This is a genomic window from Comamonas sp. Z3, assembly GCF_008121565.1.
Classification (GTDB): Bacteria; Pseudomonadota; Gammaproteobacteria; order Burkholderiales; family Burkholderiaceae_C; genus Comamonas; species Comamonas brasiliensis.
The window spans coordinates 124,309-145,832 of the sequence record NZ_VOQU01000001.1; the positions used below are offsets into that span (position 1 = coordinate 124,309).

Here is a 21,524-nt window from a genome sequence, read left to right on the forward strand (position 1 = left end):
CGGGTTATGTCCGACGTGAGCGAGCTTGAGAACGAGAGTGCGGTCTATAGAACCTTGCTGGAGTCCACCAAGGCCATTCCCTGGAAGATCGACTGGGCGACCATGAAGTTCGCCTATATCGGCCCTCAGATCGAGAGCCTGCTTGGCTGGAGCCGTGAGAGCTGGGTCAGCGTCGAGGACTGGGCCATGCGCATGCACCCCGATGACCGCGAATATGTGGTGAATTTCTGCGTGAGCCAGTCCCAGGCTGGCGTGGACCATGAGGCTGACTATCGCGCTCTGACCAAGGACAACGGCTATGTCTGGATTCGCGATGTGGTCCATGTGGTGCGCAATGCGCAAGGCGAGGCCCAGGCGCTGATCGGCTTCATGTTCGACATCAGCGAACGCAAGAAGACCGAGGAAAGGCTGCTGAGTCTGCAGAAGGAGCTGGAGGTGCTCTCCTTCAAGGATGGTCTGACCAGCATTGCCAATCGGCGCTGCTTCGATACCAGCTTCGAGCGGGAATGGGAGCGCACGCGCAGCGATGGCAAGCCCCTGTCCATGCTGTTGTTCGATGTTGATTTCTTCAAGCAATACAACGATTTGTACGGCCATATCCAGGGCGACAAATGTCTGGTGGATATTGCGCAGACCCTGCGTCTGGCGCTGGACGGACAGCGTGACCTGGTGGCGCGTTACGGTGGCGAGGAGTTTGTGGTGCTGCTGCCCGAAGCCGATGCAGAAACCGCGCAAAAAGTGGCCGAGCGCTGCCAGCGCCTGATCCAGAAACAGTCCATCGTGCATGCGCTGTCGCCCCATGGCCGGCAGGTCACCATGAGCATTGGTGCGGGCACGGTGCTGCCGGCAGAGCATGATCGACCTGCCGGCTTTATAGAGGCCGTGGACCGGCAGCTCTATGCGGCGAAGAACAAGGGCCGCCACCGGATTGAAAGCGTCATCTTGGGCGCTTGAACCCTGCCCAGGCCTGCGTGCGGCAGGCGCCCGGCAGGGCAATACCCGGTGTCAGGCCTGCAGCACCTCGCCCGGCACCCGTACCCAGCCTTCCATCAGAATGCGGGCGCTGCGGCTCATCAAGGCCTTGGTGACCAGCCATTGACCATGCTCGCTCCTGGCTTCGGCCCCCACACGCAGGGTGCCGCTGGGATGGCCAAAGCGCACGGACTGGCGCTCGCCGCCGCCCGCCGCCAGATTGACCAGCGTGCCTGGAATGGCGGCAGCCGTGCCGATGGCGACGGCGGCCGTGCCCATCATGGCGTGATGCAGCTTGCCCATGGAAAGCGCCCGCACCACGAGATCGATGTCCCGGGCGGCAATGGTTTTGCCGCTTGAGGCGATATAGCTTTGCGCAGGGGCCACAAAGCCTATCTTGGGCGTGTGCTGGCGCGTGGCGGCTTCGTCCAGATGCTTGATCAGACCCATCCTGAGTGCGCCATGGGCGCGGATGGCTTCGAACCTGGCCAGGGCGGGGCCATCGCCGTTGATGGCATCCTGCAGTTCGCAGCCGGTATAGCCCAGCTCTCTGGCATCGAGAAAGATGGTCGGAATGCCGGCATTGATGAGGGTTGCGCAAAAGCGGCCGACACCGGGCACGTCCAGCTCGTCGCAGACATTGCCGGTGGGAAACATGGCCGCTCCGCCCTCACCTTCATCGGCGGGATCCAGGAACTCCAGGGCCACTTCGGCAGCGGCAAAGGTCACGCCGTCCAATTCGAAGTCCCCGGTCTCCTGCACCTGGCCATCGCGGATCTGCACATGGTTGACGATGGTCTTGCCGATATTGGCTTGCCAGATGCGAATGGTGGCCACGCCGTTGAGCGGAATGCGCTCGGCCGGAATCAGGCCCATGTGAATGGCGCAGGGGCCGACGGCAGCGCTCAGGTTGCCGCAGTTGCCGCTCCAGTCCACAAAAGGCTGATCGATGGAAACCTGGCCAAACAGATAGTCCACATCGTGATCGGCGCTTGCGCTCTGGCTGAGGATCACGCCCTTGCTGGTGGAGGATGAGGCATTGCCCATGCCGTCAATCTGTTTGCCATAGGGGTCGGGGCTGCCCAGGGTGCGCAGAAAGATGGCGTCGCGAACAGGGCCGGGTTGCCGGGCCGCTTCGGGCAGATCCTGCAGTTTGAAGAACACACCTTTGCTGGTGCCTCCGCGCATATAGGTGGCGGGAATGCGGATTTGCGAAGTAAGAGACATGGAATGGCAAACAAACAAGGTATTCAAGGCTCAAGCCAGGGCTTGAGCCTTGAATCAGTGAAACAGGCGTAGCTGTTGAGGACGAGGCGGAGAGCCGGAAGCCAATGGCCAGCGATGCAGTACCCGGTAGCGTAACTGCTTGCCTGTGTCGGTTCGCTCGACCAGCTGGATCTCATCGATCAGCCAGTCGACGGGGTCGATACGCCTAGTGGGCAGGGCATGCAGAGCTCTGTAGCTGATGGTGATATGCGGTCCATGGCCGCCATCCTTGAAGCCGTGGGATTCCAACGCTGTCTGTAGCGTTGTCAGCAGTCGGTTGAAAGGCTCTGGACGTCCGCGGGTGCGCAAAGACCAGTGAATGCGCTCGCCCACCTCACCGCGAACGCGGTTGAAGCTGAGCTCGAAGGCCTTCAGCTGCGCCTCTTGCACGGCATTGCCTGCGGCCAACAAGGCGAGCATTGCCTCTTGCCCCGAGTCAAACGGGCCACACCAGGTCTGGTGCCAGTTGCCTGGAGAGAACAGCCGCTCGCCCAGCTCCCCATCCAGGCCCAAAGCGCTGATCCGGGCACGCAGGCGATCACGTACCGGGCTTTTGGGCTGGGTGACAATCAGTATGCGTGCCTGGCTCATCGCTGCTCCTTAGCTCACAAGTTCAGCCGTCGATGCGGAATCGGCCGCTGCGCTGTCCGCCAGGAAGTCCTGGGCAAAGCGCTGCAGCACGCCACCGGCCTCGTAAATCGAGACTTCCTCAGCGGTATCGAGGCGACACAGCACCGGCACTTCGGTGCGGGCACCAGTCGTTCGGTGGATATGAAGTGTAAGCGTGGCCTGGGGGCTACGCTGGCCGATGACATCAAAGCTCTCGGTGCCATTCAACCCCAGTGTGTGGCGGCTTGTGCCGGGCAGGAACTCCAGCGGCAACACCCCCATACCGATCAGATTGGTGCGGTGAATGCGCTCGAAGCCCTCGGCCACGATGGCCTCCACACCGGCCAGGCGCACGCCCTTGGCGGCCCAGTCGCGGCTTGATCCCTGGCCATAGTCGGCTCCGGCGATGATGACCAGCGGCTGCTTGCGCTCCATATAGGTCTCTATGGCTTCCCACATGCGCAGCGTCCGGCCTTCGGGTTCGACGCGGGCGAGAGAGCCCTGGCGCACCTTGCCCTGGTCGTCCACCACCATTTCGTTGAAGAGCTTGGGGTTGGCAAAGGTAGCGCGCTGTGCGGTCAGGTGGTCGCCGCGATGCGTGGCATAGGAGTTGAAGTCCTCCTCTGGCAGACCCATTTTGTGCAGATACTCTCCTGCGGCCGAGTCCATCAGAATGGCGTTGGACGGCGAGAGATGATCGGTGGTGATGTTGTCGGGCAGTATGGCCAGTGGGCGCATGCCGCGCAGCGTGCGCTTAGCGGCCAGCGCACCCTCCCAGTAGGGCGGGCGGCGGATATAGGTGCTCTGCGGGCGCCAGTCATACAGTGCCCCGACCTTTTCGCTCTGGTCTGCGCGGATGGCAAACATGGGCTCATAGACCGCGCGGAACTGCTCGGGGTGGACGGCGGCCTTGGCCACGGCATCGATTTCCTCGTCGCTGGGCCAGATGTCCTTCAAGCGGATTTCGCGGCCCTGGAAGAGGCCCAGCACGTCGTTCTCGATATCGAAGCGGATGGTGCCCGCAATCGCATAGGCCACGACCAGCGGCGGCGAAGCCAGGAAGGCCTGCCTGGCATGGGGGTGGATGCGGCCATCGAAGTTGCGATTGCCGGAGAGCACGGCGGTGGTGTGGAGGTCGCGATCCACGATTTCCTGCTGAATGGCGGGATCAAGTGCGCCGCTCATGCCGTTGCAGGTGGTGCAGGCAAAGGCCACCACGCCAAAGCCCAGCGCCTCCAGGTCATGCAGCAGACCGGCGTGTTCCAGATACAGCGGCACGGTCCTGGAGCCGGGAGCCAGAGAGGTTTTGACCCAGGGCTTGCGCGTCAGACCCAGATTGCGCGCATTGCGCGCCAGCAGGCCGGCCGCGATCACATTGCGTGGATTGCTGGTATTGGTGCAGCTGGTAATGGCTGCAATGATGACCGCTCCATCGGGCATCCTGCCATCGGTTTGCGTCCATTCACCGGCAATGCCTCTTGCCGCAAGCTCGCTGGTTGCCAGGCGGGCGTGTGGATTGGAAGGGCCGGCCATATTGCGCACCACGCCGGACAGGTCAAAGCTCAGCGTACGTTCGTACTCGGCATTCTCCAGACTGTCTACCCACAGACCTGCCTGTTTGGCGTAGCGCTCTACCAGTTGCACCTGCTCGGGCTCGCGCCCCGTCAGGCGCAGATAGTCGATCGTCTGTTCGTCGATCGCAAACATGGCCGCCGTGGCGCCGTATTCGGGTGCCATGTTCGAGATGGTGGCGCGGTCGCCGATGGAGAGGCTGCGTGCGCCTTCGCCATGGAACTCCAGATAGCTGCCCACCACTTTTTGCTGACGCAGGAATTGGGTCAGGGCCAGCACGATATCGGTGGCGGTAATGCCTTTCTGACGCTTGCCGCTCAGCTGCACGCCAACGATTTCGGGCAGGCGCATCCACGATGCGCGACCCAGCATCACGCTCTCGGCCTCCAGCCCGCCCACGCCCACGGCGATCACGCCCAGGGCATCGACATGCGGCGTGTGACTGTCCGTGCCCACCAGAGTATCGGGATATGCTTCACCATCGATAGCATGGATCACAGGGCTCATGCGCTCCAGATTGATCTGGTGCATGATCCCGTTGCCCGGCGGAATCACCTCCACATTCTTGAAGGCCTGTTTGCACCACTCGATGAAATGAAAGCGGTCTTCATTGCGCCGGTCTTCGATGGCGCGGTTTTTCTCAAAGGCTTGGGGATCGTCGCCACCGCACTCCACGGCCAGCGAGTGGTCCACGATCAGCTGCACGGGCACCACGGGATTGACGGCGGCCGGATCGCCACCTTGCCCGGCAATCGCATCACGCAGGCCGGCCAGATCCACGAGAGCCGTCTGGCCCAGGATGTCATGACAGACCACGCGGGCCGGAAACCAGGGAAAGTCGCGCTCGCGCTTGCGGTCAATGATTTGCGTGAGGCATTCGTCCAGAATGGCCGGGCTGCAACGGCGCACCAGGTTTTCGGCATGGACGCGGCTGGTATAGGGTAAGGTGGCCCAAGCGCCGGGAGAGATCTCTTCCACAGCAGCCTGCGCATCGAAGTAGTGAAGCTGACTGCCTGGCAGGGGCTTGCGGTAAGGCTGGAATTGGGGCGTGTTCATTGTCTTGTCTGTTCGCGGTTCTCAGAGCGCCGGAGCTGTGCGCTGGTGCTCGATCAGTGGGGCGGAAAACGTCAGGGGAGTGCGCGGTGCGGGACCCAAGGCCAGTTGCAGCCTTGCTTGTGCGATGGCATACAGGCGCTCGGTCAGCTCTGTGCCGCCCCGGGGCTGCTGGCATTGCAACTGCGCAAGGTGGTGTGCAAGCAAGGAGCACAGCTGCTGGGCCTCGGCCACCTGAGCCGTCGTGAGTCGAGTGACCGTCATGCCCCGCCTTGGCTGGGCCGTCAGCAGGCCTTCGTGGCATAGCAGCTTCATGGCTTCGCGCACGGGGGTGCGGCTCACGCCAAACTCCCGCGCCAGCGCACCATCGTTGGTGTCCGAGCCGGGCGGCAAGCGGTGGCTCAGAATGCGTTCACGCAGTTTGTCGGCGATGGCAATGCACAGTGAATGGGATTGCATGGGCTTGGCGGTCATGGCGCTCGGAAGAGATTTACTGGCGTTCGTCGATAGGAACGAACTTCAAATCATCCGGGCCTGTGTAGTTGGCGCTGGGGCGAATGATCTTGTTGTCCTGGCGCTGCTCGATGATGTGCGCTGCCCAGCCACTGGTGCGCGCAATCACGAACAGCGGCGTGAACATGGCAGTGGGAACGCCCATCATGTGGTAGCTGACGGCGCTGAACCAGTCGAGGTTGGGGAACATGTTCTTGACTTCCCACATCACCGACTCCAGACGCGCGGCAATATCGTACATCTTGGTGCTGCCGGCTTCGTCCGACAGCTTCCTGGCTACGCCCTTGATCACAACATTGCGGGGGTCGCTCACGGTGTAGACCGGGTGGCCGAAGCCGATCACGACCTCCCTGGCATCCACGCGGCGGCGGATGTCGGCCTCGGCTTCGGCCGGGTTGTCATAGCGCTTCTGTATCTCGAATGCCACTTCGTTGGCTCCACCATGCTTGGGACCACGCAGCGCACCAATCGCCCCAGTGATCGCCGAATACATATCGCTGCCCGTGCCAGCCACCACGCGGGCCGTGAAGGTCGAGGCGTTGAACTCATGCTCGGCATACAGATTGAGCGAAGTATGCATGGCACGTACCCAGCTCTCGGATGGCTTGGCGCCATGCAAAAGATGCAGAAAGTGCCCGCCGATGGAGTCGTCCCCGGTTTCGACCTCGATGCGGCGGCCCGAGTTGCTGAAGTGATACCAGTACAGCAGCATGGAGCCCAGGCTGGCCATCAGGCGGTCGGCAATATCGCGTGCGCCAGGAAGGTTGTGGTCATCTCTCTCTGGCAGTGCGCAGCCCAGGGCAGAGACGCCAGTGCGCATCACGTCCATGGGGTGGCTGGCGGCTGGCAGTTGTTCCAGCGCAGCCTTCACGCTGCCAGGCAGTCCGCGCAAGGCCTTGAGCTTGGCTCTGTAGGCCTTGAGTTCGGCCTGTGTGGGCAGCTTGCCATGTACCAGCAGATGGGCGATCTCTTCGAATTCACAGACCTCGGCAATGTCCAGAATGTCGTAGCCCCGGTAGTGCAAATCGTTGCCGGTCTTGCCCACGGTGCAGAGCGCCGTATTGCCTGCCGTGACGCCGGAGAGGGCGACTGATTTCTTGGCTTTGAAACCGGCGGTGGTGCTTGCCGGAATCTGCTGGCTGGCGCCGGTGGTGGTGGCAGATGCCGTGGCTGCGGTACTCATGGGTGTCTCCTGGAAGTTGTGGACTCTGAGGTGGTTTGGTCTGCGATACTTCGCAATCTACGCATTTGCTTTCTCTGCGTATAGAACTGAATTGGTGAATGCTTGCGAAACTGAATGCACGCATTTGCGAATTTTGCGAATTTCTAAGATCAACAAACAAGGAGCAAGCCAATGGCCAAGACCTTCATGGGCGTACGCCTGCGCAGCCTGCGTGCCGAGCGTGGGCTCACGCAGGTGGCGCTGGCACAGGCGCTGGAGCTGTCACCGAGTTATCTGAACCAGATCGAGCAGGATCAGCGCCCGCTCACGGTGTCTGTGCTGCTCCGGATTCACAAGGTTCTGGGCGTCGATATTCAGCAGTTCTCAGAGGACGAGGAGGCTCGCCTGCTGGCACAGCTGCGCGATGCAGTGGCAGCCATGCCGCTGCCCGAAGCTGCGGTGCCGCTGCCCGAGTTGCGCGAGGTTGCGGCCAGGCTGCCGCAACTGGCGCAGGCACTATTGGCCATGCACCAGCGCCACCTGGCCGATGCCCAGCGGCTGGAGGCCTTGAGCGCCCATCTGGGCGATGGCCGTGCCGGGCAGGACGGAGGCGGGGCGGTCAATGGCAAGGCGGCAATGGCAGGCTTGCTGACGCAACCCTCGCGCCAGATGCCGTTCGAGGCCGTGCGTGACTTCTTTTTTGCCCGCCGCAATCACTTCGATGGGCTCGACAGAGCTGCCGAATCACTGGCTCGACAGGCTGCGGAGCAAGGCGGTCATCTGCAGGATTGGCTGCAATACCGTCTGCAGGCGCGACATGGGGTGCTGGTCCTGCGTTCCCATGCCGCAAACGCAGAGACGGCCAGCAGCCATAGGCGATACGATGCGTCCACTCGCACCCTGTATGTGGCAGCGCAGCTCAGTCCCATGCAGCAGGCATTTCAGCTGGCCACACAGCTGGCACTGCTGGAGTTTGATGCACTGATTGCCACGGAGCTGCAAGGCGCGCCCTGGCAGGATGAGGCCACGCGGCGGCTGGCGCGCGTGGGTCTGGCCAACTATGTGGCAGGTGCATTCGTGCTGCCTTATGGCGAATTCCTGCGCGCGGCCGAAAGTCTGCGCTACGACATCGACCTGCTGGCCAGCCGTTTCGGCGTGGGCTTCGAGACCGTATGCCACCGCCTCTCCACCTTGCAGCGCGCTGATGCACCGGGGGTTCCGTTTTTCTTCATTCGCGTGGACCGGGCAGGCAATATCAGCAAGCGTCAGTCGGCCACGCATTTCCACTTCTCCAAGACTGGCGGCACCTGCCCGCTGTGGGGGGTGTATGAGGCGTTTACCCAGCCGGGCCGCATCGTTCCCCAGCTCGCCAGCATGCCGGACGGGCGGATCTACCTATGGATTGCCCGCACCATCAGCCAGGCCGGCCCGGGCTGGGGTGCGCCGGGCAAGACTTTTTCCATCGGTCTGGGCTGTGACCTGCAGCACGCTGCACGGCTGGTGTATTCCCAAGGCATGGATTTGCGCAATACCGCTGCTGCGACTCCCATCGGCATGGGCTGCAAGGTTTGTGAGCGCGGGGCTTGCCCGCAACGCGCCTTTCCCTATGTGGCCACACCGCTCCAGGTCAACGAAAACGAGAGCGGCTTTGTTCCCTATGGTGGCTAGTGCTTGCTGCCATGCGATGCGAAGCTGGGGCCAAGGCCGCCGAGGCCGGATGGCTGCAAACCGCTGACTGAAAGCCATGAAAATTCACTGAAACGCAATCCTGCATGGCGTCTGAAGCTATTGAGGCAATAGCGATGCGCGCCAATTTACTTAGTCTTGTTGGACGATGGGCCGGGGCTGATTTCTTCATACGCTGTCTCCACGTTTTGATTGCACATCAACCAGGAGACAAAAAATGCGTTTAGCGGGAAAAGTGGCTGTGGTCACGGGAGCAGGCCAGGGCATGGGGCGCGCGATCGCTCAGCGCTATGCCGATGAAGGCGCCACCGTGGTGGCCGTGGACCTGAACGAAGAAGCCGCCAGGCAGACCCTGGAAGGCAAGGACGGCAAGCATCTGGCCCGTTCCGTCAACGTGGCCGACAGCGCAGCGGTCGACACGCTGTTTGTCGAGATCCGCGAAAAGCTGGGTGCCGTCGACGTGCTGGTGAACAACGCCGGTGTGGGCTCGGTGGACCAGTTTGCCGATATTCCCGACGCGACCTGGGAGCGCGTGATCGGCGTGAACCTGAACGGCGCGTTCTACTGCGCTCGTGCGGCGGTCAGGCAGATGCAGCAAGGAAAGGGCGGAGCCATCGTCAACATCTCCAGCACCTCGGCAGTCAGCGGTGACGGCCCTGCCCATTACTGCGCTTCCAAGGCGGCCCTGATGGGCTTGACCCGCGGCATGGCCAAGGAACTGGCGTCCAAGAAGATCCGCGTGAACACCTTGGTTCCTGGTCCCACCAACACGCCCATGATGCAGGGCATTCCCCAGGAATGGGCCGATGCCATCATCGCCGGCGTGCCCATGGGTCGCATGGCTGAGCCCGAAGACATCGCCAAGGTGGCCGTGTTCCTGGCCAGCGACGACAGTGGCTTTGTGACAGGGCAGAACCTGGCCGTCAACGGCGGCAGCGCCTTCCTGTAAGGAGAGAAAAACATGAACAAGCGTCTGCAAGGCAAGATTGCATTTGTGTCGGGTGGCGGCTCCGGTATCGGTGCAGCAACGGCCGAGCGTTTCGCACAGGAGGGCGCGACCGTTGTGATCTGCGGTCGCCGCAAGGAGCCTCTCGATGACGTCGTGGCCAGGATCAAGGCTGGCGGCGGCAGTGCCGAGGCCATCGTGGCCGACGTGGGCAACGAAGCCCAGTTTGTCGGAGCGCTGGAGCAGACGGCCAAAAAGCATGGCAGCCTGGACATCCTCGTCAACAACGCCATGGCCTATACCTGGGGCGGCATCGACGGCATGACCACGGCGGACTGGCATGCCAATTTCACCACGTCGGTGGACGGCACTTTCTGGGGCACCCGCACGGCGCTGAAGCTGATGGCCGGCAAGGGCGGCTCCATCGTCAATATCAGCTCCATCTGCGGCACGCTGGGCACGCCCTATATGTCGGGTTACTCGGCGGCCAAGGCAGCCATCATCAACTTCTCGCGTGCGGCGGCTGCCGAAGGTGCTGCAGCAGGCATCCGTGTGAACGTGGTGATCCCCGCCGTGGTGGAAACGCCTGCCACGGCCGGCATGCTGGCCGATGAAGCCTCGCGCAAGACCACCGAAAAACTCATTCCCATGGGGCGCGTGGGGCAGTCCCGCGAGCTGGCCAATGCCGTGCTGTTCCTGGCCAGCGACGAAGCCAGCTATGTGACAGGTGCCGCCCTGCCCGTGGACGGCGGTCGTTCCGCCGTGCTGGTGACCGCGCTGTAAGAAAGAGTCTGAAGAGATGAGTGAACCCGTGAATCAGTGGCCACAAACGCTCGAAGAGCGTATCGACAGGCTGGAGTCGCTGGATGCGATTCGTCAGCTGGCCGGCAAGTACTCCCTGTCGCTGGACATGCGTGACATGGACGCCCATGTGAACCTGTTTGCTCCCGATATCAAGGTGGGCAAGGAAAAAGTGGGGCGTGCGCATTTCATGGCCTGGCAGGACAGCACGCTGCGTGACCAGTTCACGGGGACCTCGCACCACCTGGGCCAGCACATCATCGAGTTCGTGGACCGCGATCACGCCACCGGCGTGGTCTATTCAAAGAACGAGCATGAGTGCGGTGCCGAGTGGGTCATCATGCAGATGCTGTACTGGGACGATTACGAGCGCATCGACGGTCAGTGGTACTTCCGCCGCCGTCTGCCCTGCTACTGGTATGCCACGGATCTGAACAAGCCGCCGATTGGCGACATGAAGATGCGCTGGCCCGGCCGGGAGCCCTACCATGGCGCCTTCCACGAGCTGTTCCCGAGCTGGAAGGAGTTCTGGGCCCAGCGTCCCGGCAAGGACCAGCTGCCGCAGGTGGCCGCACCTGCGCCACTGGAGCAATTCCTCAGAACCATGCGCCGCGGTACACCGGCGCCGCGCATGCGTGTGCGCTAAGGAGAGCCGGCATGAGTCAAATGCTTTTCACACCTGTCCAGCTGGGCCGGATTGCCCTGCAGAACCGCGTGGTCATGGCTCCCATGACGCGCAACCGTGCCGATGCCGATGGCACGCCCACGGACATCATGGCCGAGCACTACGGCCAGCGTGGTGATGCCGGCCTGATCGTGGCCGAAGGGGCCTGGCCCGAGGTCACGGGTCAGGCCTACTGCCGCCAGCCCGGCATCGAGACCGCGGCCCATGTGCGCGCCTGGCGCCGTGTGACGGATGCGGTGCATGCCCGTGGCGGATCCATCGTGCTGCAGATCATGCACTCCGGTCGCATCGGCAGCTGCCGTATCAAGCCCGCAGGCGTGCGCTCGGTGTCGGCCTGCGCCATTCAGGCACAAGGCAAGATCTGGACCGATGCCGCGGGCATGCAGGATTTCGACCTGCCCCAGGCACTGACCACCGAAGAGGTGCGCAAGGCGATTGCCGAGCATGCCGCCGCTGCCAGACGGGCCATGGATGCGGGCTTTGACGGCGTCGAGCTGCATGGCACCAGCGGTTACCTGAGTCTGCAGTTCCTGCACTCCAGCACCAACCGGCGTACCGACGAATATGGTGGCAACGCCAGCAGTCGCTCACGTTTCGCCGTGGAATGCCTGGGCGCGATGGGAGAAGCCATCGGCATCGAGCGCGTGGGGCTGCGCCTGAATCCCGGCAACACCTTCAATGACACGGCGGATGAAAACTCCGCAGCCACGCATGCTGAGCTGATGCGTCAGGCCGCCAAGCTGGGCATTGCCTATCTGCATGTGATGCGTTCGGTCTTCGATCCCTCCATCGATGCCTTCAAGCTGGCGCGAGAGAACTTTGGCGAGAGCCTGATTCTCAACGACGGCTTTGATGCACAAAGTGCCGAAGCTGCGCTGCAGGCGGGCGAGGGGCTGGCAGTGTCTTTTGCGCGGCATTTCATTGCCAACCCGGATCTGGTGCAGCGCATGCGCCAGGGCCTGCCTCTGTCCAGGTTTGACCGCAACACGCTCTATACCCCCGGCGCCCGAGGCTACAACGACTATGCACCGGCACAGGAGGCGCAGACCGCCTGATCCGTCCGGAAACCGAGTTCATCGTGTTGGCCGCATTTCCTTCGGGGATGCGGCCTTTTTTGTACCCCGGGTTTTCACGGCTGTTGCAGGCCTGCCGGAGCAGTCTGCTCGCAAGGGCGGAAAGCGCTCTAGTCTGTTGCGCTGAATCGCATGTCGAATATGGTACGGATGCTATGAAATTTGGGTAAATCGGCCACAAATCGTTAGTCTCAATGGACGATGTTTGCCAAGACTCTCCTCTTCAGAATCCTCAGCATCACTACAGGATTTGGGTTGGAGGCCCCGACATCATGATGGAAATACGTGGACTTGCGTACGTTGTCGCCGAGAGCTCTGATTTGGATCGCTGGGTCAGCTACGCACGCGATGTGCTTGGCATGATGCCCAGCACCACTGCCGATGGCGATCTGCTGATCAAGATGGACGAGCGTCAGTTCCGCTTCCAGGTGCAGCCTGGCAGCATGGACAAGTACGCTGCATCCGGCTGGGAAGTGGCCGACAAGGAGGCTTTCGAACAGGCGCTCAAGGTGTTGCAGGCCGCTGATGTGCACTACGAAATGGGTAGCTCCGAACTGTGTACCAAGCGCCGTGTGCAGGAGTTGGCCATCGTGATGGATCCGTCCGGAAACCGTCATGAGATCGTCTGGGGCTTCAAGTCCGACTTCAGCCATTTCGCATCGCCCCAGGGGGTGTCGCGCTTTATCACCGGCGACTATGGTCTGGGCCACACCGTGCTGCCCGCTCCCGACTTCGAAAAGACGGTGGCCTTTGTGCGCAATGTGCTGGGCTTTGGTCTTTCGGATATCTACAACTTCAAGCCTGCAGGCGATGCCGGTCCCACGGTCCGCATCCATTTCTTCCACTGCGCCAACGGCCGTCACCACAGCCTGGCCTTGGCCGAGTTCCCTTGCGCATCGGGCTGCGTGCACGTGATGGTGGAAGTGGACAACATGCCCGAAGTGGGCCGTGCCATGGACCGCATGCAAAAGAGCCAGGTCAAGCTGTCGGCCACCCTGGGTCAGCACACCAACGACAAGATGATCTCGTTCTACATGAAGACGCCCTCCAATTTCGACCTGGAGTTCGGTTATGGCGGCGCCATCATCGACTGGGATCACCACATCACGCATGAGTTCACGACCGTAAGCCTCTGGGGGCACGACTTCAGCGTGGGCCGCCCTGAAAACAACTGATAGGAGGCTTGGAGACATGGCCAATAAATTGATGACAGCGAAGGACGTTGTGGCATCCATCAAGGATGGCATGACGATTGGTATCGGTGGCTGGGGTCCCAGGCGCAAGCCCATGGCCCTGGTGCGCGAGCTGTTGCGCAGCCCCGTCAAGGATCTGACCGTGGTGGCCTATGGCGGCGCCGATGTGGGCATGCTGTGCGCGGCCGGCAAGGTCAGCAAGCTGATCTTTGCCTTCGTGTCGCTGGACTTCATTCCGCTGGAGCCCTATTTCCGCAAGGCGCGCCAGAGCGGCGAGATCGAAGTCATGGAAATTGACGAGGGTCATATGGTGCTGGGCCTGAAGGCGGCCGGCATGCGCATTCCCTATATCCCGACCCGGGTCGGCCTGGGTACCGATGTGCTCAAGCACAACCGCTCCATCCGCCTGATCGAGTCGCCTTACGACGGCAAGGAATGGGTGGCGATGCCCGCCATCGATCTCGATGTGGCCCTGCTGCATGTGGATCGCGCGGACTCCCGCGGCGTCTGCCAGATTGCCGGCCCCGACATCTATATGGACGACCTGTTTGCGCGCGCCGCGACCAACACCTTTGTGAGCTGCGACGAACTGGTCGAGAGCAGCAGCTTCGAGTCGGAGCAAGCCGCGCGACTGGTGTTCTGGGAGCGTTCCGAAACCACGGGCGTGGTGCACCTGCCAGGTGGTGCCCACCCATCGTCCTGCGCGCCCCTGTATGGCTTTGATGTCAAGCACTTCAAGGAATACGTGGCCAGCAGCAAGGAAGAGGGCGGCTGGGACAGCTACCAGCAGAAATACGTGCAGTGCACGGAGCAGGAATATCTGGAAAAAGTGGGTGGCATGGAAGCAATCAAGCGCCTGCCCCTGCCTGTGTTCTGAGGAGGCCAAGAGATGAGTGAAATTGCATTGGTAGATCGCGTCATCTGCGCCGCGGCACGTGCCTGGGAAAACGACGGCGAGGTACTGGCCACCGGCATCGGCCTGGTGCCGCGACTGGCGGCCTCGCTGTGCATGCGGTCCATCAACACCGATCTGATCATGACGGACTCCGAGGCCTGGGTGGTCAACGAGCCCGTGCCCGTAGGCCCTCGCGGAGACTACAAGATCAAGCGTGAAAACTGGATGGGCTTCTCGCGCATCTTCGACAACGTCTGGGGAGGCAAGCGCCACGCCATGGTGGGGCCCGTGCAGGTCGACCGCTTCGGTCAGGGCAATATCTCCATGGTGGGCAGCGACTACGCACGCCCCAAGTCCATGATGCTGGGCGTGCGCGGCTTTCCCGGCAACTCCATCAATCACGCCAACTCCTTCTTCGTGCCCAATCACAGCACCAAGGTTTTTGTGTCGGGCGAGGTCGATGCCGTGGGCAGCGTGGGCTACAACAGCGCGCGCCTGGCCAAGGGCTGGACGCTGGAGGAGACCACGGACATCCGCTTCATCTTCACCAATCTGTGTGTGATGGACTTTGGCGGTCCCAGTCATCAGATGCGCCTGGTGTCGCTGCATCCCGGCGTGACTGCGGCACAGGTCAGGGAAGCCACCGGCTTTCCGATTCACGTTCCCGAGGACGTGGGCGTGACGCCTGATCCCACACCCGAGCAACTGGCCTTGCTGGCCCAGCTCGATCCGCACAATCTGCGCGCTACGGCCATGGGAGCCTGATATGCAGCATGCATCCAGCGAATTTGTGACGCGTGAGGACATGGCCGTCTATGAAACCGGCGAGCCCGTGCTCTACAGCGTGGACAACGGCATTGCCACGGTCACCATGAATCGGCCCACGTTCAACAACGTGCAGAACTCGCAGATGACCTATGCGCTGGATGCAGTCTTGCGCAAGGCGACCGATGACGACAGCGTCAAGGTCATCGTGCTGCGCGGCGAGGGCCGGCACTTCAGCGCGGGTCATGACATCGGCACGCCCGGCCGCGACATCAACAAGCCGTTCGACCGCGTTCACCTGTGGTGGGATCACACCAACAAACCCGGGGGAGAGCAGCTGTTTGCCCGCGAGCAGGAGGTATATCTGGGCATGTGCCGGCGCTGGCGCGAGATCCCCAAACCCATGATTGCCATGGTGCAGGGAGCATGCGTGGCGGGCGGCCTGATGCTGGCCTGGGTCTGCGATCTGATCGTGGCCAGCGATGATGCGTTTTTCCAGGACCCCGTGGTGCGCATGGGCATTCCCGGCGTGGAGTACTTCGCCCATGCCCACGAGCTGCATCCGCGCATTGCCAAGGAGTTTCTGCTGCTGGGCGAGCGCATGCCGGCAGAGCGCGCCTATCAGATGGGCATGGTCAACCGGGTGGTGCCGCGTGCCGAGCTTGAGGACCAGGTCTATGCCATGGCCCAGCGCATGGCGGCCCAGCCGCGTCTGGGCATGGCGCTGACCAAATTGGTCGTCAACAAGGCCGAGGAACTGCAGGGCCTGCGCTCCACCATGGACATGGCTTTTGGCTACCACCACTTTGCCCACGCGCACAGCCAGGCGATGGGCATGGGGCAACTGGGCGGCCAGGACGCCAGGTCCATGGCCAAGGCCAACAAAGAAGAGTCAAAGGCATGAGCAATATGAACGACATGGGCAGTCTGCGCACTCCTCTTTGCGACCTGCTGGGGTGCCGCTATCCCGTCATCCAGACGGCCATGGGCTATGTGGCGGGGGCCGATCTGGTGATAGGGACTACCAATGCCGGCGGCTTCGGCTTCCTGGCCGGTGCCACCATTGCTGCCGACAGGATCGAGGCCGAAATCCTGCGCGTCAAGCGCGAGACCGACGACCAGCCTTTCGGGCTGAACTTTCACATGTTCCAGCCCAACGCCCAGCAGCTGCTGGACCTGGCCGTGAAGTATCGGCTGCGTGCGGTCAGCTACGGCCGTGGCCCGGACAAGAAGGTGATAGGCCGGCTGCGCGAGGCCGGCATTGTCTGCATGCCCACCGTGGGAGCCCTGAAGCACGCCCAGAAGGCGATCGAGATGGGAGCCAATGCCATCACCGTGCAGGGCGGCGAAGGGGGCGGCCATACCGGCAGCGTGCCCACCACGGTGCTGCTGCCCCAGGTGGTGGATGCTGTCCAGGTTCCGGTGGTCGCCGCCGGAGGCTTCTATGACGGGCGCGGTCTGCTGGCTGCGCTGGCCTACGGCGCATCGGGCATTGCCATGGGCACGCGGTTTTTGATGACCAGTGATTCCAAGGTGCCCGCTGCCACGCTGCAGCGCTATCTGGCCGCCAGGGATGCGGAAAAGATCGCCGTCTCGCATCTGGTCGATGGCATGCCGCAGCGAATGATTCCCAACGAGTACCTGGCCATGCTGGAAAAGGCCAGTCCCATGAAACGCTTGCGCATTGCCCTGAGCCTGGCACTTCAGTGGAAGGCCGAGACCGGCATGACCACCGGCCAGGCCCTGAGCATCTTCATGAAAGCCCTGCGCGAGGATTCTTCTTCGGTGGCTCAGACCGTGATGGCCGCCAACGCACCCATGTTGCTGCAGCGCTCCATGGTCGATGGAAACCCGGCCGACGGCGTGATGTCCGCCGGGCAGGTGGCCGCGCTGATCGGCAGGCTCGACAGCTGCGAGGAAGTGATAGGCGGCATCGTCCGCCAGGCCATGGACCGTCGCAACGCATTGAACGCATTGACTCCCGCATAACAACAAGCCAACGAGACCGGATATGTCCACTCAACAATTTCATTCCACTATTCATGACAACGGCGTGGCAGAGCTGGTGATCGACCGCGCTCCGGTGAATGCCCTGAATGCCGCCGGCTGGAGTGGTCTGGCCCGGGAAATCCAGGCGCTGGGCGACAGGCCCGAGGTGCGCGTGATCGTCATTCGCGCCGAGAACCGGGGCTTTTGCGCCGGTGTGGACATCAAGGAGCTGGCCGAGAACGACAAGCTCATTCTTGAGGTGAACGCAGGCAACTACGCCACCTTCAAGGCCGTGCATCTGAACAAGGTGCCGGTGATCACCGCCGTGCACGGCTTTGTGCTGGGCGGCGGCATCGGTATCTGCGGCGCATCCGACATCGTGATCGCGGCCGAAGACGCTACCTTCGGCCTGCCCGAAGTGGACCGCGGCGCCATGGGCGGGGCCGCCCATCTGCAGCGCATGTTCGGCGTGCAGAAAACCCGCTACCTGTTCTTCACGGGCGAGATGATAGCTGCGGCAGAGGCCCAGCGCCTGGGGGCCATCGAGCGTGTGGTTCCCCGCGAGCAGCTGCGCGACACCGCCATGGACATCGCCAACCGGATTGCTGCCAAGAGCCCCGCCATGATCCGCATCGCCAAGGAGGCGCTGACCGGCATCGAGGACGGCAATCTCGAAGACAAGTACCGCTGGGAGCAGGGTTTCACCCTGCAGGCCTATATGAGCCCCGACTCCGCCGAGACGCGCAGCGCCTTCGTGGAAAAGCGCGACGCCAAGTTCTGAGCACCGATAGCGCGAAGAGGAGACAACCATGGATTTGACATACACCCCAGCGCAGAAGGCCTTCCGTGCCCAGGTACGTGAATGGCTCAGGGACAACGTGCCCAGGCAGCGTCTGCAAAGCTATGACACCCGCGAGGGCTTCGAGCAGCACCGCCAGTGGGAAGCCAGGCTGGCAAGCGCGGGCTACAGCGCCGTGACCTGGCCCAAGGATCTGGGCGGCAGCGGCTGCGACCTGACAGAGTGGCTGATCTTCGAGGAAGAGTACTGGGCGGTCGATGCGCCAGCCCGCGTGAACCAGAACGGCATCCTGCTGCTGGGCTCCACGCTGATGGAGTTCGGCACACCCGAGCAGAAGGCCCGCTTTCTGCCCCGCATGGCGCGCTGCGACGATATGTGGGCCCAGGGCTGGTCCGAGCCCAATGCCGGCTCCGACATGGCGGCCATCAGCAGTCGCGCCATCCGCAAGGGCGACAAGTTCATACTGAACGGCCAGAAAATCTGGTCCACCCGCGCCATCTTTGCCGACTGGGTGTTCGGCCTGTTTCGCAGCGACCCTACATCGAGCCGCCACCATGGACTGAGCTACATCCTGGTGCCCTTGAACACGCCCGGCATCACCGTGCGTCCGATCCGCGCCATCAACGGCCGTGAACACTTCGCCGAAATCTTCTTCGACGATGTCGAGGTACCTGCGGAGAACCTGCTGGGCGCGGAGGGCAAGGGCTGGCATGTGGCGATGGCCACTGCGGGCTTCGAGCGCGGCCTGCTGTTGCGCTCTCCCGCCCGCTATCAGCGCAGCGCGCAGAAGCTGGTGGACCTGTATCTGCGCAACCAGGTCGATGCCGACCGCGATCATTCCATTCGCGATGCTGTTCTGCGTGCCTGGCAGGGGGCGGAGGCGTACACGCTGTCCTCCTATCACACGGTGGGTCGCCTGCACAAGGGTGCGCAGATCGGGGCCGAGGCCAGCACCAACAAGATCGTCTGGTCCGAGCTGGACATCATGATTCACGAGACCGCAATGCGCATTCTGGGCGCGCGGGCCGAGCTCATCGATGACGCCGAGGCCAACGAATGGCTGGAAGGCTTTCTGTTCTCGCAGGCCGGCCCCATCTACGCGGGCAGCAACGAGATCCAGCGCAACATCATCGCCCAGCGCATGCTGGGCCTGCCCAAATCCTGACCGGCAGAGAGACAATCATGGACTTCACCTTTACCGAAGATCAGATCGCATTCCGCGACTCGATCAGCCGCTTTCTGATGACCGAAGCGGCTCCCGAGCTGTTGCGCGACATCTGGGAAACTCCGAGCGGCCGCAGCCCCGAGCTGTGGGCCAGGATTGCCGAGCAGGGCCTGATGGGTCTGTCGGCACCCGAAGCCGATGGCGGCATGGGTCTGGCCGATGTGGACTGGGCGCTGCTGCTGCAGGAGGTGGGCTATTACGCGCTGCCCGATTCCCTGAGCGACACCGCCTATGTGGCTGTGGGCATGCTGGGCGCCTTGCATGATGGGCATGAAAGCCGTGTCTGGCTCTCCAGGATCGCTGCGGGCAACTGCCGCGTGGCCGTGGGTCATCCCGTCAATCCCCATGTGGCGGATGCCGCGCTGGCCGATGTGCTGCTGCTGCCGCACGCCACGGCCACTGGCCTGGAACTGCATCTGCTCAAGCCCGAGCAGTGCGAGATCACGGCGCTGAGCAGCATCGACTCTTCGCGCCGCCTGTCGCAGGTACGCTGGACACCATCCGATACCACTCGCCTGCTCGACGGCACTCAGGGCCAGAAGGTCTGGGACACTGCAGGCGAGCGCGGCGCGCTCGCTGCCGCTGCCCAGATGCTGGGCCTGGCCCAGCGCATGCTTGACCTGTCCGTGGACTACGTGGCACAGCGCAAGCAGTTCGACAAGGTCATCGGCAGCTTCCAGGCTGTGCAGCATCACCTGTCCGATATCGTCACCAGGATCGAGTTTGCCAAACCCGTGCTCTACCGCGCCTTCTATGCGCTGCAGCATGGCGAACCCGATCTGGCCGTACGTATCTCGCACGCCAAGCTCCAGTGCAGTGAAGCGAGCTGGTTTGCCGCGCGCAACAGCCTGCAGGTGCATGGCGCCATGGGCTACACCTGGGAAGTCGATCTGCAGATGTTCATGAAGCGTGCCTGGGTGCTGGATGCCGCCTGGGGCGATAAGGCATACCACGCGGCGCGCCTGACCCAGGGCCTGCTGCGCAGTCCCAATGCTCCCGTGGGGCCTGGCGCGACCTTTGATCGGGAATTCGATTCATGCGGCTCCTGCTCTGCGCAAGATGCCATCAGAAACATGGATGAAGAGGTGGCTGCATGAGCGCCCAGGCCTATATCGTTGATGCACTGCGCTCGCCCACCGGCAAGCGCAAGGGCTCTCTTGCCGCCGTGCACGGCGCCGACCTCGGCGCCCATGTGATCAAGGCGCTGGTCGAGCGCAACGACATTCCCGCAGCCGATTACGACGACGTGATCTTTGGCTGCGTGGACACCATCGGCGCCCTGGCCGGCGACATCGCCCGTACTTCCTGGCTGGCGGCCGGCATGCCCCTGAATGTGCCCGGCACCACGATCGACCGCCAGTGCGGATCGTCCCAGCAAGCCATTCATTTTGCGGCCCAGGCCGTGATGAGCGGCACGCAGGATGTGGTGCTGGCCGGTGGCGTGCAGACCATGAGCGCGATTCCGATCTCGTCGGCCATGCTGGCCGGTCAGCCTCTGGGCTTTAGCACGCCGTTTGCCGAGAGCAAGGGCTGGCAGGCCCGCTTCGGCAGCGCGCCCGTCAACCAGTTCTATGCCGCCCAGCGCATTGCCGATCACTGGGGCCTGAGCCGCGGCGACATGGAGGTGTTTGCCAAGGAAAGCCATGACCGGGCCCTGAAGGCGATTGCCGAGGGACGCTTCGACCGTGAAATCGTGCCATTCGGCGATTTCGGGATGGACGAAACGGCACGCCTTTCGACCCTGGAGAAGATGGCCACGCTGGAGCCGGTGGATCCCGACTATCCCTCCATCACTGCAGCCGTCTCAAGCTCCACCTGCGATGCGGCTGCCGCCGTGCTGGTGGTGTCCGAGGCCGCGCTCAAGCGCTACCACCTCACGCCCCGCGCCCGCATTCACCACATTAGCGTGCGCGCCGATGATCCGATCTGGCACCTGACTGCGCCGATTCCAGCCACGCAATACGCGCTCAAGAAGGCGGGCATGACGATGTCCGACATCGACCTGGTCGAGATCAACGAGGCTTTCGCTTCCGTGGTCATGGCCTGGCTCAAGGAAACCGGCTACGACCCAGCCAGGACCAATGTCAACGGCGGCGCGATTGCGCTGGGCCATCCGCTGGGGGCCTCGGGCGCCAAGCTCATGACCACGCTGCTGCACGAGCTGGAGCGCACCGGCGGCCGCTTCGGTCTGCAGACCATGTGCGAAGGCGGAGGTCAGGCCAACGTCACCATCATCGAACGTCTCTGATGGCCGCCCTGCGGGCGCTCGGGCGCCTGCTGCAAAACCCTGGGCCAGCGCCCCCAAGGCAGTGGGCACGCG

Annotated in this window: 20 protein-coding genes; 15 read left to right on the top strand and 5 right to left on the bottom strand. The window is 62.8% G+C overall.

Annotation, left to right across the window (positions count from 1 at the left end; all coding sequences use genetic code 11):
- The first annotated feature begins 6 nt into the window (after positions 1–6).
- Positions 7–954 carry a sensor domain-containing diguanylate cyclase gene (locus tag FSY59_RS00635; RefSeq protein ID WP_148728286.1) on the top strand — a complete coding sequence of 316 codons (948 nt, stop codon included), beginning with the start codon at positions 7–9 and terminating at the stop codon, positions 952–954.
- 51 nt (positions 955–1,005) lie between these two features.
- On the opposite strand, the gene prpF is transcribed toward FSY59_RS00635, so the two are convergent.
- From prpF to prpC, 5 genes are read right to left on the bottom strand one after another with little or no spacing between them, the layout of a single operon-like run.
- Complete coding sequence (prpF, locus tag FSY59_RS00640) at positions 1,006–2,199, bottom strand: 2-methylaconitate cis-trans isomerase PrpF (RefSeq protein ID WP_003057481.1); 1,194 nt, start codon at positions 2,197–2,199, stop codon at positions 1,006–1,008.
- 54 nt (positions 2,200–2,253) lie between these two features.
- Positions 2,254–2,829, bottom strand: a complete 576-nt coding sequence (locus tag FSY59_RS00645) for a 2'-5' RNA ligase family protein (protein WP_148728287.1) — start codon at positions 2,827–2,829, stop codon at positions 2,254–2,256.
- Positions 2,830–2,838: 9 nt separating this feature from the next.
- A complete protein-coding gene (gene acnD, locus FSY59_RS00650) occupies positions 2,839–5,475 on the bottom strand; it encodes a Fe/S-dependent 2-methylisocitrate dehydratase AcnD (protein WP_148728288.1) in 2,637 nt (878 codons plus the stop codon).
- A 21-nt stretch (positions 5,476–5,496) separates the two neighbouring features.
- Positions 5,497–5,931: a GntR family transcriptional regulator gene (locus FSY59_RS00655; protein WP_232536090.1), complete on the bottom strand. Its 435-nt coding sequence runs from the start codon at positions 5,929–5,931 to the stop codon at positions 5,497–5,499.
- Positions 5,932–5,962: 31 nt separating this feature from the next.
- Positions 5,963–7,168 (bottom strand): 2-methylcitrate synthase, encoded by a 1,206-nt coding sequence (prpC, locus tag FSY59_RS00660; RefSeq protein WP_003057475.1) that lies wholly within the window; start codon positions 7,166–7,168, stop codon positions 5,963–5,965.
- 171 nt (positions 7,169–7,339) lie between these two features.
- Between prpC and FSY59_RS00665 the strand changes: the two genes are divergently transcribed.
- The 14 genes from FSY59_RS00665 (at position 7,340) to FSY59_RS00730 (ending at position 21,452) form a co-directional block, all read left to right on the top strand.
- A complete protein-coding gene (locus FSY59_RS00665) occupies positions 7,340–8,815 on the top strand; it encodes a short-chain fatty acyl-CoA regulator family protein (protein WP_050872810.1) in 1,476 nt (491 codons plus the stop codon).
- 235 nt (positions 8,816–9,050) lie between these two features.
- Positions 9,051–9,782, top strand: coding sequence for an SDR family NAD(P)-dependent oxidoreductase (locus tag FSY59_RS00670; protein ID WP_019043258.1), 732 nt, complete (start codon positions 9,051–9,053; stop codon positions 9,780–9,782).
- A gap of 12 nt (positions 9,783–9,794) precedes the next feature.
- Positions 9,795–10,562, top strand: coding sequence for an SDR family NAD(P)-dependent oxidoreductase (locus tag FSY59_RS00675; protein ID WP_019043257.1), 768 nt, complete (start codon positions 9,795–9,797; stop codon positions 10,560–10,562).
- A gap of 16 nt (positions 10,563–10,578) precedes the next feature.
- On the top strand, positions 10,579–11,226 hold the full coding sequence (locus tag FSY59_RS00680; RefSeq protein ID WP_003057462.1) for a nuclear transport factor 2 family protein: 648 nt from the start codon (positions 10,579–10,581) through the stop codon (positions 11,224–11,226).
- A gap of 11 nt (positions 11,227–11,237) precedes the next feature.
- Complete coding sequence (locus FSY59_RS00685) at positions 11,238–12,320, top strand: alkene reductase (protein ID WP_148728289.1); 1,083 nt, start codon at positions 11,238–11,240, stop codon at positions 12,318–12,320.
- A 290-nt stretch (positions 12,321–12,610) separates the two neighbouring features.
- Positions 12,611–13,513, top strand: coding sequence for a VOC family protein (locus tag FSY59_RS00690; protein ID WP_003057456.1), 903 nt, complete (start codon positions 12,611–12,613; stop codon positions 13,511–13,513).
- 16 nt (positions 13,514–13,529) lie between these two features.
- Entirely contained in the window at positions 13,530–14,408 is an 879-nt protein-coding gene (locus FSY59_RS00695; protein ID WP_003057453.1) for a CoA transferase subunit A, read from the top strand.
- A gap of 12 nt (positions 14,409–14,420) precedes the next feature.
- Positions 14,421–15,191, top strand: a complete 771-nt coding sequence (locus FSY59_RS00700) for an acyl CoA--acetate/3-ketoacid CoA transferase subunit beta (protein WP_019043253.1) — start codon at positions 14,421–14,423, stop codon at positions 15,189–15,191.
- Position 15,192: 1 nt separating this feature from the next.
- A complete protein-coding gene (locus FSY59_RS00705; RefSeq protein WP_003057447.1) occupies positions 15,193–16,095 on the top strand; it encodes an enoyl-CoA hydratase in 903 nt (300 codons plus the stop codon).
- Complete coding sequence (locus FSY59_RS00710) at positions 16,092–17,180, top strand: nitronate monooxygenase family protein (protein ID WP_003057445.1); 1,089 nt, start codon at positions 16,092–16,094, stop codon at positions 17,178–17,180. Before FSY59_RS00705 ends, FSY59_RS00710 begins: the two co-directional genes overlap by 4 nt.
- Positions 17,181–17,202: 22 nt before the next feature.
- Positions 17,203–17,961, top strand: a complete 759-nt coding sequence (locus tag FSY59_RS00715) for an enoyl-CoA hydratase family protein (protein ID WP_029158576.1) — start codon at positions 17,203–17,205, stop codon at positions 17,959–17,961.
- A gap of 28 nt (positions 17,962–17,989) precedes the next feature.
- Complete coding sequence (locus tag FSY59_RS00720; RefSeq protein ID WP_003057438.1) at positions 17,990–19,144, top strand: acyl-CoA dehydrogenase family protein; 1,155 nt, start codon at positions 17,990–17,992, stop codon at positions 19,142–19,144.
- Positions 19,145–19,161: 17 nt separating this feature from the next.
- The gene (locus FSY59_RS00725) at positions 19,162–20,301 is read left to right on the top strand and encodes an acyl-CoA dehydrogenase family protein (protein WP_003057436.1); all 1,140 of its coding nucleotides are present in this window, start codon (positions 19,162–19,164) and stop codon (positions 20,299–20,301) included.
- Complete coding sequence (locus FSY59_RS00730) at positions 20,298–21,452, top strand: acetyl-CoA C-acetyltransferase (RefSeq protein ID WP_003057433.1); 1,155 nt, start codon at positions 20,298–20,300, stop codon at positions 21,450–21,452. Before FSY59_RS00725 ends, FSY59_RS00730 begins: the two co-directional genes overlap by 4 nt.
- Positions 21,453–21,524: the final 72 nt, after the last annotated feature.

Bases quoted from the DNA above. Each gene is read 5' to 3' on its own strand.
- FSY59_RS00635 (WP_148728286.1), top strand. From the start codon at position 7: ATGTCCGACGTGAGCGAGCTTGAGAACGAGAGTGCGGTCTATAGAACC.
- prpF (WP_003057481.1), bottom strand. From the start codon at position 2,199: ATGTCTCTTACTTCGCAAATCCGCATTCCCGCCACCTATATGCGCGGA.
- FSY59_RS00645 (WP_148728287.1), bottom strand. From the start codon at position 2,829: ATGAGCCAGGCACGCATACTGATTGTCACCCAGCCCAAAAGCCCGGTA.
- acnD (WP_148728288.1), bottom strand. From the start codon at position 5,475: ATGAACACGCCCCAATTCCAGCCTTACCGCAAGCCCCTGCCAGGCAGT.
- FSY59_RS00655 (WP_232536090.1), bottom strand. From the start codon at position 5,931: ATGCAATCCCATTCACTGTGCATTGCCATCGCCGACAAACTGCGTGAA.
- prpC (WP_003057475.1), bottom strand. From the start codon at position 7,168: ATGAGTACCGCAGCCACGGCATCTGCCACCACCACCGGCGCCAGCCAG.
- FSY59_RS00665 (WP_050872810.1), top strand. From the start codon at position 7,340: ATGGCCAAGACCTTCATGGGCGTACGCCTGCGCAGCCTGCGTGCCGAG.
- FSY59_RS00670 (WP_019043258.1), top strand. From the start codon at position 9,051: ATGCGTTTAGCGGGAAAAGTGGCTGTGGTCACGGGAGCAGGCCAGGGC.
- FSY59_RS00675 (WP_019043257.1), top strand. From the start codon at position 9,795: ATGAACAAGCGTCTGCAAGGCAAGATTGCATTTGTGTCGGGTGGCGGC.
- FSY59_RS00680 (WP_003057462.1), top strand. From the start codon at position 10,579: ATGAGTGAACCCGTGAATCAGTGGCCACAAACGCTCGAAGAGCGTATC.
- FSY59_RS00685 (WP_148728289.1), top strand. From the start codon at position 11,238: ATGAGTCAAATGCTTTTCACACCTGTCCAGCTGGGCCGGATTGCCCTG.
- FSY59_RS00690 (WP_003057456.1), top strand. From the start codon at position 12,611: ATGATGGAAATACGTGGACTTGCGTACGTTGTCGCCGAGAGCTCTGAT.
- FSY59_RS00695 (WP_003057453.1), top strand. From the start codon at position 13,530: ATGGCCAATAAATTGATGACAGCGAAGGACGTTGTGGCATCCATCAAG.
- FSY59_RS00700 (WP_019043253.1), top strand. From the start codon at position 14,421: ATGAGTGAAATTGCATTGGTAGATCGCGTCATCTGCGCCGCGGCACGT.
- FSY59_RS00705 (WP_003057447.1), top strand. From the start codon at position 15,193: ATGCAGCATGCATCCAGCGAATTTGTGACGCGTGAGGACATGGCCGTC.
- FSY59_RS00710 (WP_003057445.1), top strand. From the start codon at position 16,092: ATGAGCAATATGAACGACATGGGCAGTCTGCGCACTCCTCTTTGCGAC.
- FSY59_RS00715 (WP_029158576.1), top strand. From the start codon at position 17,203: ATGTCCACTCAACAATTTCATTCCACTATTCATGACAACGGCGTGGCA.
- FSY59_RS00720 (WP_003057438.1), top strand. From the start codon at position 17,990: ATGGATTTGACATACACCCCAGCGCAGAAGGCCTTCCGTGCCCAGGTA.
- FSY59_RS00725 (WP_003057436.1), top strand. From the start codon at position 19,162: ATGGACTTCACCTTTACCGAAGATCAGATCGCATTCCGCGACTCGATC.
- FSY59_RS00730 (WP_003057433.1), top strand. From the start codon at position 20,298: ATGAGCGCCCAGGCCTATATCGTTGATGCACTGCGCTCGCCCACCGGC.